The following is an 18,920-nucleotide window of genomic DNA, read 5'->3' as shown; positions in this document are numbered from 1 at the left end:
AACGATTTCAATTGGATACCAGTTTAAGCGCGAAATGTAAAGGCTTACATTTTACAATTAGAGCAAAGCCTGTTACGTTTTTTCGTAATTGGGGTCAGAACACATTGTTAACAGTTAACATTGTGTTCTGACCCCAATTTCAGTTACCAGTTCAGCTTTTGTGCGTCTTTGGCCATACCTGGTTTTAACGGTTCTGCTTTTAGTTCAGGCACAGCCTTTTCCTGCAGTTGCTTTTGCAGCAAGCTGATGGCATAGGACAACTGCGCGTCCTGACCACTGAAGCTGGCATAAGGTAAGTTGTCGACCAGCACGTCAGGGCTAACACCTCGGCCTTCGATAATCCAGCGGCCATCTTTATCAAACTGTGCTGTTTCAGCCACACGGGCCACGCCCATATCTGCTAATAAATTACGGCCCGACAACCACACCCCAGCTCCTGCGGTTTGTTGTCCAACCACAGGGCCTAAACCTAAACTTTTAATACCGGCGGCAAAAGTTTCACCATCTGAGTAAGTCAGTGGATCGGTCAGCACCACCAACTGACCACGAAAGCTTTGCTGCATATTGGTGTAAGCTTTGCCCTGAGTTGGTTGCCAGAAGGCCCAAACCCGGCGTAATAACTTTTCTATCACCCAACTGTCGATATTGCCGCCTCTGTTGCGGCGCACATCGATAATCAGGCCGGGTTTATCCACATTGGCATAAAAGTCACGGGCAAAATTACTGATGTCGTTGGCTGTCATAGCGTACAGATGCAGATAACCCAGTTGCTGTTTGCCTTGCTGATCCACCTGCTGCTTTTTCTGCTGCACCCAATGCTGATAACGCAACATCTGCTCTTGTTGCGGACTGACAGGCACTACAACTTTTTTCAGGGTTTTCCCATTTCGCTCCAGCTGCAACAGCACTTGCTGACCTTGTTGTTGCTGTAAAACCTGATGTAAATCCAATACTGAAGCTACAGCTTTCCCATTCACTGCAAGCAGTTGATCGCCAGTTTTCAATTCAACTCCGGCTTTGTTCAGCGGACTGGCAATAGAAGGTAAATCAGGATCGGTCTGATAAATAGTCTGCAGTATTAATTTGCCATCGCGGCTGACAAATTCGCCCCCCAGACTGGCAGCTTTGCTGCTTTCGCTGGCTTTGGCATAATCACCGCCCCGTACCTGAGAGTGCAATACAGACAACTCGCCAATCAGCTGTGCCAGTAAATCATCCAGTTCAAATCTGTCGGTTACCCGTTCCAGTAAAGGCTGATAGCGTCTTTTGGTGGTGCCCCAGTCGACACCACGCATTGCCGGATCAAATAAAAACTCCCTGTGCATCAGCCAGGCATCATGGAACATTTGTTGCCATTCGGCTTTTGGGGTGACGTTCAGGCTGATTTTATCAATAGCCCAGGGTTCTGCTTCTTCGCCTTCTGGCGCTTTAGCTGCGGCTGAACCTAAAAAAAATCTGTATTTACCAGGTTCAGTTTCATACTGCAAAAACAACGATTTACCATCTGCACTACTTTGTATGGCTCTAACCTTAGCGGCAAAACTTAAAAGTTTTTTGTTTTCAGGCTCTATTTTTAAGGCCCGCACAGCACCTGCATCTCCACTGTGCTCAAATTCATGCAGGTATAAATAGTCAGAACTGACCTGCAGTTTCTGGTAATTCCCCGCTGCTGCCGGTACTTGCCATAACTGCTCTGGTAAGTCTTTCACTGAAACCGCTTTACCCTGGCCTTCAAGCCCGGCGGTTAATTCAGTTTCCGCATCAAAGGGAAACTGCGCTGAGCTGGTTAAGGCATAAGCAAATACCTGGGCTCTTTTATCAAAAGCAGGCCCCATATTTCTGTCCCCCCAAGGTGAACCCGGGGTAGCTTTTAACTCGCGTTCGGATAAAAAGTACAACCAGTCACCATCAGGGTGAAAAGCCGGGCTGTAGGAATTGTATTTATCTGTAGTCAGTAGTTTTGCCTGTTGCTCTTTGATGGAATACAGGCCAATTTGCTGACGGCCTGTGCCATCTTGCTCTGCAGTAAAGGCCAATATACTGCTGGATGTGTTCCAGACCATATCGCTGTACGGGCCTAACCCAAAACCAGTGTTGTGGACCAGTTGATTACTTTGGGTTTTCAAATCGAAAACCCAAAGCTGGCCTTGTTTATCATCATGGGCCAGATAACGGCCATCCGGCGACAAGGCTAAATTCCAGCGAAAACCTCGGCCGTCTTTGGTCAGTTGTTTGCCTTTGTCCGAACCATCGGCAGCATATTGCCAAATTTCCGGTTCACCGGACTGATCAGAAATCAGATACACCCGGTTGCCATCCTGACTGATCACAGCACTTCGGGCCCTGGCCGTTTCAGGCACAGCCAGCTCCACAATACGTTGTGGGGAGCGTGACAAGACCTGCACTTTGCTGCGAAGCGTCAGTACCAGTTTTTCTTTGGCAAAACCAACAGAGCTGGAGGTTAAATACTTCAGAGGTTCAGTTAATAAACGCTGGCGTTGCTGCGGTGAGTCTGTCACCAAAGCAGGAGCTACAGTGCGGCTTTGGCCTGAAGCTAAATCCAGTAGCTTCAGATCCGCTCCCAACTGATAAGCCACTTTGCCCTGATCCAGACGGGCAGAACGTACTGCAAAATCCTGATGTGTGGTCAGCTCTTTCAGTTGGGCAGAGACGGGATCGTAGGACCATAAATTAGCATTGCCGCCCGCGTCACTAACCAGTACCAATTGGCCTTGCCAAAGCATAGGGTTACGTAACGAGCCCTGATGATCTGTTAATAGCCGTTCAGCTTCGAGCACTGAACCCAGTTTCCAGCGCCACAGCTGGCCTTTGGCTCCGCCCTGATACTGACGGGCGTTGTCGCCTGTCAGCTGCAAACCATAACGGATAAAATACACATAACCATTTTGTTGATCCAACACAGCTTCTAACGCATCGAGCAGCGGCAAAGTTTCTGTTTGCTGGGTGTCTATATCCATCAGTTTCAGCACCCAGCTGTTTACAGGGCCCGTCATCGCATCAGTGCTGTAAAGCAATTTGCCATCCAGGCTCCAGCCTTGCAGTTTTACTTTGGCATTGTGGGCTGTTAAACGTTTAGGCGAACCACCTGTTAAAGATAAATAATAAATATCCGGGGTATCGTCATAAGCGGCCACATAAACCACAGCTTTGCCGTCTGGGGTAAATAGCGCCTGTGTTTCTTCGGCTGGATGTGTGGTTAAACGTTTGGCATCGCCACCGCTAAGTTGGCTTAGCCATAAATCGCCTTCTGCAGTAAATACCAGTTGATCATTTTGCAAAGCAGGTGAGCGGTAATACGCAGCATCGGCATAACTGCTGGCAAAAAGAGCGGCGGTCAGACAAGCGACTAAACTGAGTTTCATAGATGGCCCCGGAGTTTTTGTTTTTACTGTACTTTTAATTTGGCTTTACCTTATCAGCTTCAACCAAAAAAAAGCAGAGGGGGCCGCCTCAGAAATCAGTCAGTTAATCCCAGTCAGCCGCTGAATTTTTTTACCGCAGCCAAGGTCTGTTCAATATCGATTGTTTTGATATCCAGATGAGTCACCCAACGTACTCTTTTGTAGTGTTGATCTGCTTTGTTGTAATTACTGCTGGTTAGTTTTATGTTTTGTGCCGACAGATAAGCCAATAAAGGCTCTGCCACTTCGACAGCTATATCGGTAAATAAAATATTGGTATGAACAGACACCAGCTCCAGTTTTCCTTTCAGTAACGGATTCTCAGCGGCAATATGCTGTAAACCTTCTGCCAGTTGTTGTGCATGCAGATGATCCTCTGCCAGACGCTGAATATTATGCTGTAATGCATACAAACCGGCTGCCGCCAGCACACCAGCCTGACGCATGCCGCCGCCCAGCATTTTCCGCAGCCGTCTTGCCTGCTGAATAAATGCATGATTGCCCAGCAGCAAAGAGCCAACAGGTGCGCCTAAACCTTTGGATAAACATAGAGAGACGGAATCAAAACCAGCACAAAGTTGCCGCGCTTTTTGGATTGGATCCGAATCATCTTCCGTCGCTAAAGCCACTGCAGCGTTCATCAGCCGGGCGCCATCTATATGGCAGTTTAATCCCAGCTCTTTGGCCAAAGCCGCGACTGAATTCATATAGGCCAGTGACAACACCTTACCGCCTGTAGTGTTTTCCATCACAATCAATTTGGTGCGGGCAAAATGTGGGTCGTCTGGTTTTACCGCTACTCGTATATGCTCCAGCGCTAAAGTGCCATCGGGTTGATGCTCGATAGGTTGTGGCTGAATAGAACCTAACACCGCCATACCACCCCCTTCCCAGCGATAGGTATGCCACTGCTGCCCTACTATGGCCTCATCACCACGTTGGCAATGCGCCATTAAGGCTATTAAATTGGTTTGAGTGCCACTTGGCGCAAATAAAGCAGCTTCAAAACCCAGCAGGTCGGCCGCATAACGCTGCAGCTCATTGACTGTCGGGTCGTCCTGAAATACATCATCGCCCAAAGGCGCGACCAGCATAGCGGCTTTCATTGCTTCGCCGGGTTGGGTGACTGTGTCGCTACGAAAGTCTGTCATGCATTTCCTCTGCTCATTCAGGTTTTAAATATTAAAAAAACCAGAGTTTTAAAAGCTCTGGTTTTTTTATCAGTGTTAAGGTGCTACCTAAAGTAAAAGTACTAAAGGTAATTACTGCTTAGGCAGCTCTTTCACACCCATATTAAACAAAGTAAAACCAAAGATATCCGCAGCTAACTCGATTTGCTTGGATACCGGCACACCAGCGCCGTGACCTGCATTGGTTTCAATGCGGATCATCTGTGGGTTCGGGCCTGTCGCTTTAGCTTGTAACTCAGCGGCAAACTTAAAGGAGTGTGCTGGTACTACACGGTCATCGTGATCGCCAGTTGTCACCAGCGTTGCCGGATAGGACACGCCCTCTTTAACGTTATGCACTGGTGAGTAGCCTTTGATGTAGTCGTACATCTCTTTGCTTTGCTCAGAAGTACCGTAATCGTAAGCCCAACCAGCACCAGCAGTGAAAGTGTGGTAACGCAGCATATCCAGAACACCTACCTGAGGAATAGCAACTTTCACCAAATCAGGGCGTTGTGTCATCACAGCACCAACTAACAAACCGCCGTTAGAACCACCACGAATAGCCAGTTTGTTGCTGGAGGTGTATTTTTCTGCGATCAGGTATTCACCTGCAGCAATAAAGTCATCAAACACATTTTGTTTTTTCAGTTGAATACCGGCGTTATGCCAGGCTTTGCCGTATTCACCACCACCACGCAGGTTAGGCACAGCGTACACGCCGCCCATTTCCATCCACACCAGGTTGGCCACACTAAAAGCCGGAGTCAGGCTGACGTTAAAACCGCCATAACCGTACAACATAGTTGGGTTAGACCCATCCAGTTTGATGCCTTTTTTGTGGGTAATCATCATCGGCACTTTAGTACCGTCTTTGCTGGTATAAAACACCTGCTTCGATTCATAATCGTCACTGTTAAACTTCACAGCAGCTTTGTAATAAGTACTGGTTTCGCCAGATTTTGGCTCAAACGCAAAAGTACTGGGCGCTGTATTGTAGTTGGTAAAGCTGTAATACATGGTGCTGTCTTTGGTTTTGCCAGCAAAGCCAGACACAGTGCCTAAGCCCGGCAGCGCAACATCACGCACCAGTTTGCCGTCGTAGTCGTATTGTTTAACTTGAGAAATCGCATCCACCATGTAATTGGCGAATAAGAAACCTGCACCTTTACTGACATCCAGCACGTTCGCCGTTTCTGGGATCACATCTGTCCATTGGTCAGCAGCAGGTGCTGTGGCGTCAATTTTGATCAGTTTTTTGTTAGGCGCATTTAAGTTGGTAACAAAATACAGCGCATCACCACGGCTATCGACAAACTCAAAGTCGGCATTGCCTTCGGCATATAAAGTGACAAAAGCGCTGTCGGCTTTGGTTAAATCTTTCAGGAATACTTTATTACCAGAGGTAGCATCAGCGGCAGAAACAATCAGGTATTTACCATCTTCTGTAACGCCACCACCGACATAACGGTGTTTCTCTGCATCAACACCACCAAAGACTACAGGGTCGTCTTTTTGTGCTGTGCCTAACTTGTGGTAATACAACTTATGCTGATCGGTTTTTGCAGACAGCTCACTGCCTTCTGGTTTGTCGTAACTGGAGTAGTAAAAACCTTCGTTACCTTTCCAGGACACACCACTGAACTTGACGTCCACCAAGGTTTCTTCAATTGGTTTTTTCGTTTCAGTATCGATAATAATAATTTTGCGCCAGTCACTGCCCCCTTCAGAAATGGAGTACGCCAGAGTTTTACCGTCGTCAGAAAAAGACACATCAGCCAAAGAGGTTGTTGCATCAGTGCTGAAGGTATTTGGGTCTAAAAAGACTTCAGCTTCGCTATCGCCTTTTTTCCGATACAACACTGACTGGTTTTGTAAGCCGTCGTTTTTAAAGAAGTAAGTGTATTCACCTTCAATAAAAGGTGCGCCTACTTTTTCGTAGTTCCACAGCGCTTCTAAACGTTGTTTAATCTGGTCGCGGTAACTAATCTGGTCCAGGTAAGCAAAAGTCACTTTGTTTTGTTCTTTTACCCAGTTGCCTGTCTCGCTGCTACGGTCATCTTCCAGCCAGCGGTAAGGGTCTGCCACTTTTTCTTCAAAATAACTGTCTACCACGTCACCTTTGTTGGTGACAGGGTAAGTAAAAGGATGAGCGGCCTGAGTTTCTGTCATAAGGGTATCTTGTGTTTTTGTGGTGTCACTTGGTTGGCCACAGGCTGTTAACAAAGCCAATGCCACTGCGCTTAATGCGTATCTCATCTATCCTGTTCCCCGGATGTTATACCCTTCGCAGTCGAAGCCGTTGCTTCACTGACGAATGGGTGAGTGTTAATAAAATTCGATGTCGAGCATAACAAAACTGCCAGATCAAAGCACCCCTTTGAACCAAGGCTTTTAAAAGACGCGACTAATCACCAGAGCTATGCGGTTTATGGAATTTCCTGCCAGAAATTCCACCTGAAGCTTTACCTTCTTTTATGCTGAATAAAAGACTGGTAAGGTAATATTGATGTTCAGAATGAGTGCTTTGTTGTGGCTGGGTTTAGCTGTATTTTTTGCGTATGCCGATATCACAGTGCCAGTCAGTGCTGTCGCCACTTATCCGGGCAGCTGGCAAGCCTCAATACCAGTGCAACACTGGCAACAGCAGCAACGGCAGTTTTATCTGGATGCACTGCTTGCTCCGGCTGCAACCACTCTGGCTGCACCTCAACGACTGCAACAGGAAGACAGAGGCAGTTACCAGGCAGAACTATGGCAAATCCCGTTAAGCAGTATCAGTCATAGCAAAGCCTTGCTGCTCACACCTAAAAGCCAGCCTATTAAAGCTGCTGTTTTATTGCTGCATGACCACGGTGCTTATTTTGTCATTGGTAAAGAGAAAATGATCCTGCCTTTTGCAGGCTCCGCTTTTAAAACAGAAGCACAACACTGGGTAAACAAACACTACAGCGGCCGTTTTATTGGCGATGAACTGGCGGAACAAGGCTATCTGGTGCTGGCCGCTGATACCTTAGGTTTCGGTGAACGTGGGCCAGTGCTGTACGAACAACAACAGCAGTTAGCTGCTAATTTGCTGGCAACAGGGCATTCGCTTTCTGGCTTGTCGGCCTATGAAGATATGCAGTTAGCTCAATTTTTAGCACAAAGACCCCATGTGCCCAAAGGCAAAGTTGCCGCGATCGGCTTTTCGATGGGCGCTTACCGGGCCTGGCAGGTGGCGGCGTTGTCAGAGCATATTCAGGCCGCAGCGGCTATTTGCTGGTTTAACACTTATCAGCACTTAGTGCAGCCAGGACAAAACCTGACCAAAGGCCAGTCGTCTTTTTATCTGCTGCATCCGGGTTTAGCCCGTCAGCTGGATATAGCAGATCAGGTGAGTTTAATGGCGCCCAAAGCCTTGTATTTAATTAATGGCGGGCAAGATCCGCTGATGCCAGTGCAAGGAGTGATAGAAGGTCACAGCCAATTGAAAAAAGTCTGGCAAGCACATCAGGCTGAACAAACATTACGCACAGAGATCTGGACTGAAGCACGCCACGAATTTAACCAGCAACAGCAACAGCAAGTCTGGTTATGGCTGGAACAATGGCAAAAACAGCACTAAAACAGTGCGGTTTAGCACCAAAAAAGTGCCGTTTTGCACTGAATACGTATGCATTTATTAAACAATCATGTCATTTTGTTTACAAAACCACCAACTACTCATAACTTTTATCTGTCACCTGTGCATAGCGATGATGACCCGCAGGGAGAGCTCCGGGGACAAAAGCGAATAGCATTATAAAAGCAGCCATACACCCAAAAGCCATTCAGGCCAGGGTTGATGAGCATGACTATAAAAAGAAGACAATGACAGGGTAAAACGAATGAAATTATCACTACAAGCACTGTTGGTGGGCTCTGGCCTACTGGCAGCAAGCTCAGCTCATGCCGACGTAATTTTGCATGCATTTAACTGGAACTACAGCGAAATTACGGCTAAAGCCACTGAAATTCAGCAAGCGGGTTATAAAAAGGTGTTGATAGCGCCGCCGATGAAATCCAGCGGTAATGAGTGGTGGGCCAGGTATCAGCCACAGGATTTGCGCTTAATTGACCATCCACGCGGCAATAAACAACAGTTGCAAACTCTGATCCAAACTCTGACCAGCAAAGGTATTCAGGTGTACGCCGATGTGGTGCTGAATCATATGGCCAATGAAAGCTGGAAACGCAGCGATTTAAACTACCCTGGCACCGAGGTGCTGGGTAATTACCAAAGCAACTGGACTTATTCCAACAATCAGAAGCTGTTTGGCGACTTAACGCAAAACTTCCTGTCCGGCTCTGACTTTCACGCTCCGGCTTGTATCAGTAATTACCTGGACGTCTGGCAAGTGCAGAATTACCGCTTGTGTGGCGGCGCTGGTGATGCAGGTTTACCCGATCTGGACAATAACAACTGGGTGATCAGCCAGCAACAAGCTTACTTACAAGCCCTGAAAAATATGGGAATTAAAGGTTTTCGGGTGGATGCAGTCAAACATATGAGCAATGCTCATATCAACTCTGTGCTTACGCCATCCATCATCAGCGGTATGCATGTCTTTGGGGAAGTTATTACCTCTGGCGGTTCAGGCAATCAGGAATATGAGCTGTTTTTAAAACCTTATCTGGACAATACCAGCCACAGTGCTTACGACTTCCCACTCTTTGCCTCTATGCGTAATGCCTTTAGTTTTGGCGGTTCTATGGATCTGCTGGTCGACCCTGGTGCTTATGGACAGGCACTGGCCTGGAATAAAGCCATCACTTTTGCTATTACCCACGACATTCCCACCAATGATGGCTTTCGTTATCAGATCATGAACAGCACAGATGAAACCCTGGCGCATGCTTATATTCTGGGCCGCAACGGTGGCACGCCAATGATTTATTCGGATCACGGTGAAACCGCCAATTTAGATGGTTATCGCTGGCAGGATTTTTATAAAAGAGCCGACATTAAAAATATGATCCGTTTTCACAATAGTACCCAGGGCAGCGGTATGCAGGTACTCGGCAGTGGCCAGTGTTTCCTGCTGTTTAAACGGGATAAAAAAGGTGTGGTGGGCATTAATAAATGCAATACGCCACAAGAGTACTGGGTTGATACCTACGCCAATGAACTGAACTGGTATGTGAATTACACTGATGTAATTAGCGGCAACAGTTTTCAGGTTAATACGCAGTGGTTAAAAGTCACAATACCGGCCCGCAGCGCCCGGATGTGGTTACAGCAATAAAGTAATTCGGGTCAGAGTAAAATTAAGCGCCCAAGCTTAATTTTACTCTGACCCGAATTAATCAGCCGCCTTGCAAACGCACTCTTTCTATATCGGTTTTAGGTGGTGCCCCAAATAACCTGCTGTATTCGCGGCTAAATTGCGAAGGGCTTTCGTAACCCACTTTGTAACTTGCCGTGGCGGCTTCGACGCCTTCATGCAACATAATGCGGCGCGCTTCATTGAGCCTTAGTTTTTTCTGATACTGCAAAGGTGACATGGCAGTGACCGCTTTAAACGCCTGAAATAACGCCGATTCACTTAGATGCACTTCGTCGGCTAAATCTTTGATCCGCAAAGGCTCATTGTATTTTTTCCGCAGTATTTCTATGACTTTACTGATGCGATGGCCCTGACTGTCCAGCAGCATAAAGTCACGTAACTGACTGCCTGAATCACCCAGCAATAAGCGATATAAAATCTCCCGTTTCAAGAGTGGATACAAGACTGGTATATCAGCTGGTTTATCCAGTAATTGCACCAGACGGCTAAAGGCTGACAATAAGCTTTCGTCCACCCGCCCTACACTCATCGCCTTTACTTGCGCCTTGCTGCGCTCTACCCTGCCACCTAAATCTATCACCAGATCGGCCAGCTCTTTTAAGTCGATGGTCATACGAATGGCAAGATAAGGTTTGTCGGTGCTGGCTTTTGTAACTTTGCCACTAACAGGCACTGTCACAGGCACCAATAAATAACTTAAAGGGTCATACACAATACGCTCATTGTTCAGATACACCTCTTTTTCACCCTGCAGCATCAGGCATAAAGAGGGTTCATATACCACAGGAGTGACTTCTGTGGTCCCGTCGGTACGGTATAAAAATAGCTCAGGAATTGGAGTTTCTATGCCGCCATAGCCTGGCATATGAGGTAAAACCTGCGCTTTTAGCTGCTCAAGTTGCTGCTCAATTAAATTACTCACACTAAAACTCCTCTGAACCTCTGTAAACCCAGTATAAAAGCAAAGTAATACAGCTGCATCAGTCAAAGCAGTCCGCTGGACTTTCAGGCAAGAAGTGTGGAGCAACAGACAAAGCACTGCATCCCAGGTTCAAGTGAATTAGTCTCAAGGCGGGTGGTTATTTTACTTGCTCTGAGTTAAACAGTAGGCTGAACTAAAATAACAACAGTAAAATCAGGAAATGTATGAAAATTAGTCCACTTCTAGTGCTCGGCCTGTGCCTGAGCAGCATCAGTTTAAGCGCAACTGTTCAGGCAGACGAAGCTAAAACCGCAAAAAATGCATCAATACAAATAGATGCCGACTCAGTGGTGGTGACAGAGCATAAAACCACTGTATTGGATCAAAGCTTTAACTACAAAGCTTACACTGGCACTCAGCCGGTATGGAATGAACAAGGCGAGCCTACTGCTGCCATTTTTTATACCTATTATGAACGTCAGAATGTAAAAGACAGAAAAAGCCGTCCTTTACTGATTTCTTTTAACGGTGGCCCTGGCTCTGCTTCGGTCTGGATGCAAATTGCCTACAGTGGCCCTAAAGCCCTGAATGTAGATAGCGAAGGCTACCCACTGCAACCTTATGGTGTAAAACAAAACCCGTATTCAGTGCTCGATACGGCCGACATTGTGTTTGTAAACCCGGTGAATACAGCCTACTCCCGCGTATTGCCGGGCAAAGATGGAAAAATGCCAGGCCGTGATGAGCAGCAAAAAATGTTTTTTGGCGTAAACGCCGATATCAAATATCTGGCCGAGTGGGTCAATACCTTTGTCAGCCGCTACAACAGATGGGAATCGCCTAAGTATCTGATTGGTGAAAGCTATGGTACTACACGGGTTTCAGGTTTAGCTCTGGCGCTACAAAACCAGCAGTGGATGTATTTAAACGGCGTAGTGCTGGTGTCTCCCACTGATATAGGTATTAAACGTGACGGCCCTGTAGACGCAGCCAACCGCCTGCCGTATTTCGCCGCAACTGCCTGGTATCACAAAGCATTAAGCAACGATTTACAACAAAAAGATTTATTAGACTATCTGCCGGAAGTAGAGGCTTTTACTTTAAATACCTATCTGCCTGCTTTAGCTAAAGGTAACTCTTTGCCGGATGCTGAAAAACAACAGATTGCTGAACAGGTAGCGAAGTATTCAGGTTTATCAGTCAAAGCTGTGCTGCAAAACAATTTAGATATTGATAACAACTTTTTCTGGAAAGAATTATTGCGTGAGCGTGGCCAGACAATAGGCCGTTTAGATTCGCGTTATTTAGGCATAGATAAAAAAGAAGCAGGCTCGGCACCGGATTACAACGCCGAGCTCACCTCATGGCTGCACTCTTTTACTCCGGCTATTAATCATTATCTGAAAAACGAGCTGAACTACAAAACTGACATTAAATACAATATGTTTGGCAACGTGCACCCCTGGGACAGAAGCAATGACAATACAGGTGAAAACCTGCGTCAGGCTATGGCACAAAACCCCTACCTGCATGTAATGACTCAGTCGGGTTACTACGACGGCGCCACCAACTATTTTGATGCCAAATACAATATGTGGCAGTTGGACCCTAGCGGCAAAATGAAAGACAGATTAAGCTTCAAAGGCTATCGCAGTGGTCATATGATGTATCTACGTTATGACGACTTACGCCAGTCGAATCAGGATTTACGTGACTTTATCAAAGCCACTTTACCTAAGCCGGATCAAGCAGCTAAGTATTAATCGGCTGTAGTGTGCAATCGCCGCGAAGCGGCATTGCACTATCAAGCACTCAACCATAACCAACCAACCTCAATGCAGCATTTCATTTTTCCGCATAGGCATAACGTCAATTTCTAAGAAAATCGCTTCTAAATCCACACGGTCGAGCAAAAACTTTACCCCGCCATCTTTGCCAATCAGCATTATTTTCCCTGGCTTGATCGGGTAACGCTCTCTGGTTTTAGCTACAAAAGCCGCTGACAAAGTCCCCTGGTAGTTCGTCTGAGCCTGATTGCCTGTAAGCACAAACCAGACCATATCCCGCTCGTCGATTTTATTTTTGTTGCTCTCAAACAGAGCCAACAGAGTTTCCCGACTTTGAACTTCATTTACCACCACAATCCGCTTGTCCCATTTCAAACTGCCAAGGTCAGAAAGCACAGCAGGCTGATGGCCGAAAGCTGAACTACTGAGTAAAAGCAGCACAAGTTTAGTGAAGTTGTTCATCGTGACTCCATGGCAATAAGAGCACCTTTGGGATCTCGGCTCATTAGCCGCAGCGCTGCCTTAACTCAGTGATTGAACCCCGAATCAGTTGTTCCAGTATCGACAGGTCCAAATCAACCAACTGCTTAAAGTACAAACAAGACTTACCCATCTTGTATTTGCCCAGGCCAGACAACAAAGTTTTCTGCGGCTCACTATCCACCGACAGGTAAAACACCAGTTCCCGGCCGCGAATGACGAACCCGCTCAAAGGAACTTCTCCAGTCTTGCCGCTTTCGTCGGTATAACAATAAGAGTCATAACCTACTATGCTCGGTCCCCACATATTTGCCGATTGCTCTGTCACTTTTTCAAGCAGAGCCATCAAGTCCCTGCAATCAACGCTTTGCTGCGCTTAGGCTCTTGAAGCTATGTCATCATCGACATTGGCGTCTGTAGCTTTAGTTTTGTTTTCAGTCATAAAGATGCTCCGTATTGGCTGAGCTGTTTTCAAAAGTACTGAACAGCAGTACCCGGAAAATATTGAGGATCAATTAGAGCTGCAACTACAGCAGGTTCTCCGACGAAAACAGTCATCCAAACCGACCAATATCCTTGTTGTACTTGCACCATGACATTATCAAGGCTGGCATGTCCATTGCGATAGCTTTGAAGCATATATTGGGCGATTTTAAACGCATTTCTCCTCCCAAGATTCAACACCGATTGATGTTTACTATCTTCAAGCTTGACCAAATCGGCGATAGCCTTAGCCTCCACCTGAGCAGGACCTATAACGGCTTTCACCCGACCATCAACTAAATATTCAAATGAATGATAAGTATCGTGAGTATCCGGCCAAATATAACCAAGACGGCTGAGATTATTTGACCTCTTGAAATCTCTGTTACATCTCGCACAACCAAGCAATAAATTATTCCATTCTAATTCAAGCGCTGGTTGTCTACTTTTAGGAATAACATGTTCCACATCAAGCTTGTCGGGGCGTTCACAATAACTGCAATATACTCCAAATACCAAGCGGAGTGACTCTAAGTAAGCATGATAGTCTCGAGGCTGAGGTATAGGACAGACTGGTCTTGCAACAGGTCTCATTGTGACATCCTTATCTTTTCAGCGAAGCTTTTCTCTCAGTACTCAACAACGCCAACCACGCTGGATTGTCTGCAAATCGTGCTTCGATAGCATCGAGCTGCGTGGCAATAGATTGAACCGCCGGGTCCGATTCAAATTTACCGCTATCCAGTAATTGGTAATACTTTTTAGCTAGTTCAACGCGCTGCCGAAACCAAACACTGTGACTGGTGTGCTCCACACCCATTACCTCTTCACTGATCTCTTCGATTCCTTGCTCTTTAGTCAAAGTAACAGCATCTGCTTCAGCAGGAAACTCATCTAAATTGATGATGCAACCTTTTGCTAAGGACTGAATAATAAAAGGGGAATGTGTTGTCACGATAAACTGTACTTTGGGAAAACAATCCTGAAGTGCGGGTAACATGGTCTGTTGCCATGACGGATGAACATTCAAATCTATTTCATCTATCAATACAATACCTGAAGTTAATTGACCCGCGTCTAAACCCAGACCTTGATTAAGATGAGCACAACGAACCGCCATGTCTCCCGCAAGCGACACAATACTGCGTTGACCATCGCTCAACAAGGAAAAAGGGAACGCTTCACCTGAATCAAACTCAATAAAAAGCTCTCCGTGAGGGGGCGAAAAATATGCAGCTGTTGCACCTGGAATGACTTTGCATATAGTCGCATAAACGCCACGTAAGGCTGGAGAATGAATGCCTTTGACAAACTCAATTTCAGCAAAATGTCTGATCCATTCATGTAGAATTTTATTTTGCTGGTCGGGAGCCAAGCAATAGTAATATCCCAATGCAGTGTTCGCTTCAGCCAGCTTCGCTGAATTTTTCATACCAGACCACAATCTGCCTGTGCCGTAATATGCTATTAATGGTAACAATCCTTTCCCATCAACCGCATTTCTATACAACTCAGCAGCATAATCACGAATCTTAGATGCTCTGCTATTGTTAGTTCGACCATTTGCCCCTTTTATAAATCGTCGCCACTCGGTTACGAAAGATGGCCCATGAGAATCCATTGACGCGAAGGCTTCTACAATACAATCTGACTCAAGTTCAGGCGTCGAAATTTCCCGATTCTTTGCGAACACTCTGCGAATATCATCTTTTGCTATGGCACGGGTATGAGATTGCAGCGCGACCGATTTATTTTTCATCGGTGCGGGAATACCCAACATAAACCCGCCTAGTGCAACAGCAACAGCATCAAGCAGTGAACTCTTACCTGCAGTATTGTTGCCTATAATCAAGGTCATTTTGGCATCAAATTCGAATTCAACTTCTTTAAAACAACGAAAGTTAGTCATTCGGATTCTGTCAATTCTCATATTGTAAGCCTGCATAACATATTTTGTGAGGAACTATACCACAGCAAATGACAAATCTAGCCTCCTCCCCTACTGATTCAACTCCGCAAAATAGCTTAGCTGTAATTGGCTAAATAACTCGGATTGTTTGATTTCAGCCAGGGCCTTATTAAAACGCTCTGCCACTTCAGGGGTGCGGGCCAGTACATGGTAGTGATTCGGTTGGAAAAAACTCAGAATTTTCAGGCTGCTGTCATCAGGTGCGGTTTGGTGGTAATAATGCCAGAAGATATTTCTGTCCATCACCAGTACATCCACCCGGTTTTTTAACAACAATGCAGGCATTTTATTTTGCTCTACCACTTCCAGATAACTACTGGCTTTGGCTATGGCTTCTGTATAGTCAGGTGATAAAAACTGGCGGGCATTTTGAAAGGCCATCACTCTAAGACCTACAAGGTCCTGCAGGCTTAAGATTTCTTTATATAAGTCTTTACGCACAATCAAAATATTCTGATAACTGATATAAGGCTCTGTGGCATAAAATCCAGCCGGAGTGCTGCGTTGCAACGAGACTAAATCGGCCTGGCCATCGCTGAACAAGGGCAATAAACGGCCATTTGGCACATGAATAAACTGGCTGTCAAAGCCCATACGCTTTACCACAGCTTTCAGCAAATCCAGCTCGTAGCCGGTTTGAGTTGCCACTTTAATATAAGGAGGTTTTTCTACACCCACCAATAGCTGCAATTGCTGCGCCTGCGCCAGACCAATACAACTATTAATGCAAAATAAACCAAACCACAGCAGTGTTCTCATCAACCAGGTTCCATCTGAAGCAGAACTCAGCATAGGCCAGTCTTCACAAAAAATACCACTATTATCTTTTGAAGCCTCAATTTCTTAAAAATAGTTTTCATAAAAATCACATTTTAATTACTTCATTTTGTCACTTTCCTTTCATTTATCTGTCATCAGACCAGTCCAGAATGGCCGCGTTTTCTTCAATTCAAACAACAATATGGAGTTTCACGTGGCATTACATCACAAACATCTGCTCGCTTTGGCAGTGAGTTCAGCCTTGGGTTTATCGGTACCAGCAATTGCAGAAGAAGCGGCAGTTGCCGCAGCCGATGAGCAGGAAGTAGAAGTGCTGGCCATTACTGGCAAACGCATTAGTTATGCGAATAACAGTACAGATGAAGCGATTAAAAACACCAAAGCTCCTATAGGCAACGTACTGGATTTAGTCAGCCAGTTGCCGGGGATCAGTGTAGGTCAGGGTGACGCTTTTGGTGGTGATGACTGGTCCACTACCATTTCAATGCGTGGTTTTAACGTGAACCTGAATGAACAACAACTGGGTATTACCGTCGATGGTTTACCTAATGGCGGTTCAGCTTACGGTGGTGGCAGTAAAGCCAACCGTTACCTGGACACAGAAAATACAGCTTATGTTGAAGTGGGCCAGGGTACCTCAGACATAGCCTCGGCTTCATTGGACGCTTTAGGCGGCACTTTAAACTTTGTATCAAATAACCCTTTAGCTGAGCAAAACTTAGCTGTCGCTGTGACAGGTGGTGATCACAATGCCCGCCGTTACTACACTCGTTTTGATACGGGTGACATAGGGGCAAATACCACAGCTTATGTCAGTTTATCGGACAGCTTTAGCAACAGATGGATAGGTTCAGGCAGCAATGGCCGTACCGATCGTCTGCACGGTGAAGTGAAAACAGTGACTGAACTGGACAATACCACCATCACAGCACGTTTTTCTTATGATGATACTGAAGAAGATAACTACAACACTGTGTCTTTACAGCAGTTTTTTGATAACCCGGATTGGGATCGCCTGACCAACGTCTGGACGGGCAACCCGGATATCGATCAGAACTTCGCTGAAGCCTGGTCTACTTTGCGGGAAAACAGCTTCACTTACGTCAAAATTGATACCGATTTAACCGACAGCCTGAACCTGACGGTCACGCCTTATGTGCATATGCAATCAGGCCGTGGTGACTGGTTACCGCCTTATCAGGTGTATGCGGAAGATGCTGCTGGTAACAGAGTCAGCCGCGGCACAGGCAATGGCACTTTGATCCGTTACAAGTACGTGAATGCTGCAGGTCAGCCTATTCTGGATCCAAATGCTGATGTAACAGGTGCAACACGGGTGGCCTCTTACCGTCACACCCATTATGAAAAAGACCGTTATGGCCTGACCTCAGAACTAAAATGGGCAATGGACAATCATGAGTTGCGTTTAGGTGCCTGGATTGAGCAGCAAGACCGTAACGAAACCCGCGACTGGCACAACGTGATTGACCCGAAACAGTATCACTACTTCAATAACCAGCCGTACTGGGTACATTACGATCGCAACTATGAAACTGATACGCAGAAGATTTATTTGCAGGATCAAATGAACTGGAACGACTTAACAGTTACTTTGGGTGTGAAAAAGTTTTTTGTTGATGTCAGCCGCAAAGACAATATTGTGACAGCCAATACAGGTAATCTCGACAGCGATTCAGACTTATTACCAAGCCTGGGCTTAGTTTATCGCTTAAACGACAGCTACGAAGTCTTTGGTGGTTACGCGGAAAACTTTAAAGCCATCAGCGATGCCATTTTAGAAACTGATCAGGATTTTGATAGCCTTGAAGCTGAAACAGCGAAAAATATCGACTTAGGTTTGCGTTATTTTGGCGACAACCTGAACCTGTCTTTCACTTATTACGATGTGCAATTTGATAACCGAATTACCTTTTTACAGCCAGGCGCTAACGGCGGTGGCCCTGACTATCTGAATGAGCTAGATGGCACTTATGTCAACGTAGGTGGTATTAAATCTAATGGTCTGGAAGCCAGCTTAAACTGGAAATTTTCAGATGGCTGGAGTATTTACAGCGCCCTGACCAGTAATAAAGCTGAATATAATCAGACCATTAATTCAGTGTTACGGGATGAAGACGGCAATATAGTGCTGGGACCGGACGGACAACCTGTAGTCAACCCTGCGGCTATTTTCAAAGGCGATAAAGTAGCAGGTTCACCAGAAACTATGCTCAGCTTGTCGTTGCGTTATCAGGGCGATGCTTACCGTGCAGGTTTAACCGCCAAACGAACCGACAGCTACTTTGGTGCTGCTTTGGGTGGCAATAAAGATGAAATTCCCGCATCCACCCTGATGGACTTTTATCTGGGCTACAGTAAAGACTTGTCATCAAAAGATATGTTCAAAAGCATGGACTTATCTCTGGTGCTGAACAACCTGACGGACCAGGACTACTTAGCCGGTGGCCAGGAAGGTGCTTATTACTTAGGTGCAGAACGCACAGCTACTGTGACCTTAAAGCTGGATTTCTGATGTAATCCAGAGTGACATAAGCCGGAGCTTACACAGCTCCGGCTTTTTCATTGTGATCTGGCACCA

Annotated in this window: 13 protein-coding genes; 4 read left to right on the top strand and 9 right to left on the bottom strand. The window is 46.1% G+C overall.

The features are described from left to right. Positions 1-143: 143 nt before the first annotated feature. The 3 genes from J2W69_RS17645 to J2W69_RS17635 all read right to left on the bottom strand — a co-directional run bounded on the left by J2W69_RS17645 (position 144) and on the right by J2W69_RS17635 (position 6,850). Entirely contained in the window at positions 144-3,383 is a 3,240-nt protein-coding gene (locus tag J2W69_RS17645; protein ID WP_310280947.1) for a S41 family peptidase, read from the bottom strand. A gap of 113 nt (positions 3,384-3,496) precedes the next feature. Continuing rightward, positions 3,497-4,573: a low-specificity L-threonine aldolase gene (ltaE, locus tag J2W69_RS17640; protein WP_310280945.1), complete on the bottom strand. Its 1,077-nt coding sequence runs from the start codon at positions 4,571-4,573 to the stop codon at positions 3,497-3,499. 111 nt (positions 4,574-4,684) lie between these two features. Beyond that, a complete protein-coding gene (locus J2W69_RS17635; protein WP_310280943.1) occupies positions 4,685-6,850 on the bottom strand; it encodes a prolyl oligopeptidase family serine peptidase in 2,166 nt (721 codons plus the stop codon). Positions 6,851-7,100: 250 nt separating this feature from the next. On the opposite strand from J2W69_RS17635, the gene J2W69_RS17630 reads away from it, so the two are divergent. Together J2W69_RS17630 and J2W69_RS17625 are read left to right on the top strand one after the other, a co-directional pair. Next, positions 7,101-8,198, top strand: coding sequence for a dienelactone hydrolase family protein (locus J2W69_RS17630; RefSeq protein ID WP_310280941.1), 1,098 nt, complete (start codon positions 7,101-7,103; stop codon positions 8,196-8,198). A 262-nt stretch (positions 8,199-8,460) separates the two neighbouring features. Continuing rightward, positions 8,461-9,858, top strand: a complete 1,398-nt coding sequence (locus J2W69_RS17625) for an alpha-amylase family protein (protein ID WP_310280939.1) — start codon at positions 8,461-8,463, stop codon at positions 9,856-9,858. 61 nt (positions 9,859-9,919) lie between these two features. On the opposite strand, the gene J2W69_RS17620 is transcribed toward J2W69_RS17625, so the two are convergent. Continuing rightward, entirely contained in the window at positions 9,920-10,822 is a 903-nt protein-coding gene (locus tag J2W69_RS17620; protein WP_310280937.1) for an AraC family transcriptional regulator, read from the bottom strand. A gap of 224 nt (positions 10,823-11,046) precedes the next feature. Between J2W69_RS17620 and J2W69_RS17615 the strand changes: the two genes are divergently transcribed. After that, a complete protein-coding gene (locus J2W69_RS17615; protein WP_310280935.1) occupies positions 11,047-12,585 on the top strand; it encodes a S10 family peptidase in 1,539 nt (512 codons plus the stop codon). A gap of 69 nt (positions 12,586-12,654) precedes the next feature. On the opposite strand, the gene J2W69_RS17610 is transcribed toward J2W69_RS17615, so the two are convergent. The 5 genes from J2W69_RS17610 to J2W69_RS17590 all read right to left on the bottom strand — a co-directional run bounded on the left by J2W69_RS17610 (position 12,655) and on the right by J2W69_RS17590 (position 16,300). Continuing rightward, complete coding sequence (locus J2W69_RS17610; RefSeq protein ID WP_310280933.1) at positions 12,655-13,071, bottom strand: DUF4174 domain-containing protein; 417 nt, start codon at positions 13,069-13,071, stop codon at positions 12,655-12,657. A 43-nt stretch (positions 13,072-13,114) separates the two neighbouring features. After that, positions 13,115-13,435 (bottom strand): DUF1801 domain-containing protein, encoded by a 321-nt coding sequence (locus J2W69_RS17605; RefSeq protein ID WP_310280931.1) that lies wholly within the window; start codon positions 13,433-13,435, stop codon positions 13,115-13,117. A gap of 125 nt (positions 13,436-13,560) precedes the next feature. Beyond that, the gene (locus tag J2W69_RS17600; RefSeq protein WP_310280929.1) at positions 13,561-14,166 is read right to left on the bottom strand and encodes an HNH endonuclease; all 606 of its coding nucleotides are present in this window, start codon (positions 14,164-14,166) and stop codon (positions 13,561-13,563) included. A 10-nt stretch (positions 14,167-14,176) separates the two neighbouring features. After that, on the bottom strand, positions 14,177-15,502 hold the full coding sequence (locus J2W69_RS17595) for an AAA family ATPase (protein WP_310280927.1): 1,326 nt from the start codon (positions 15,500-15,502) through the stop codon (positions 14,177-14,179). Between the two features lie 69 nt (positions 15,503-15,571). Next, on the bottom strand, positions 15,572-16,300 hold the full coding sequence (locus tag J2W69_RS17590) for a substrate-binding periplasmic protein (protein ID WP_310280925.1): 729 nt from the start codon (positions 16,298-16,300) through the stop codon (positions 15,572-15,574). Positions 16,301-16,514: 214 nt separating this feature from the next. Here J2W69_RS17590 and J2W69_RS17585 point away from each other — a divergent pair, with 214 nt between their 5' ends. Beyond that, complete coding sequence (locus J2W69_RS17585) at positions 16,515-18,854, top strand: TonB-dependent receptor (RefSeq protein WP_310280923.1); 2,340 nt, start codon at positions 16,515-16,517, stop codon at positions 18,852-18,854. The last annotated feature ends 66 nt before the right edge of the window (positions 18,855-18,920 follow it).

It is taken from the genome of Rheinheimera soli, from assembly GCF_031457405.1.
Taxonomy (GTDB): domain Bacteria; phylum Pseudomonadota; class Gammaproteobacteria; order Enterobacterales; family Alteromonadaceae; genus Pararheinheimera; species Pararheinheimera soli_A.
Note: the sequence above shows the minus strand (reverse complement) of the source record. Positions and strands in the feature narration are given on the sequence as shown.

Excerpts from the sequence above, each read along its gene's own strand:
- J2W69_RS17645 (WP_310280947.1), bottom strand. The coding sequence starts at position 3,383 with ATGAAACTCAGTTTAGTCGCTTGTCTGACCGCCGCTCTTTTTGCCAGC.
- ltaE (WP_310280945.1), bottom strand. The coding sequence starts at position 4,573 with ATGACAGACTTTCGTAGCGACACAGTCACCCAACCCGGCGAAGCAATG.
- J2W69_RS17635 (WP_310280943.1), bottom strand. The coding sequence starts at position 6,850 with ATGAGATACGCATTAAGCGCAGTGGCATTGGCTTTGTTAACAGCCTGT.
- J2W69_RS17630 (WP_310280941.1), top strand. The coding sequence starts at position 7,101 with ATGTTCAGAATGAGTGCTTTGTTGTGGCTGGGTTTAGCTGTATTTTTT.
- J2W69_RS17625 (WP_310280939.1), top strand. The coding sequence starts at position 8,461 with ATGAAATTATCACTACAAGCACTGTTGGTGGGCTCTGGCCTACTGGCA.
- J2W69_RS17615 (WP_310280935.1), top strand. The coding sequence starts at position 11,047 with ATGAAAATTAGTCCACTTCTAGTGCTCGGCCTGTGCCTGAGCAGCATC.
- J2W69_RS17610 (WP_310280933.1), bottom strand. The coding sequence starts at position 13,071 with ATGAACAACTTCACTAAACTTGTGCTGCTTTTACTCAGTAGTTCAGCT.
- J2W69_RS17605 (WP_310280931.1), bottom strand. The coding sequence starts at position 13,435 with ATGGCTCTGCTTGAAAAAGTGACAGAGCAATCGGCAAATATGTGGGGA.
- J2W69_RS17600 (WP_310280929.1), bottom strand. The coding sequence starts at position 14,166 with ATGAGACCTGTTGCAAGACCAGTCTGTCCTATACCTCAGCCTCGAGAC.
- J2W69_RS17595 (WP_310280927.1), bottom strand. The coding sequence starts at position 15,502 with ATGAGAATTGACAGAATCCGAATGACTAACTTTCGTTGTTTTAAAGAA.
- J2W69_RS17590 (WP_310280925.1), bottom strand. The coding sequence starts at position 16,300 with ATGAGAACACTGCTGTGGTTTGGTTTATTTTGCATTAATAGTTGTATT.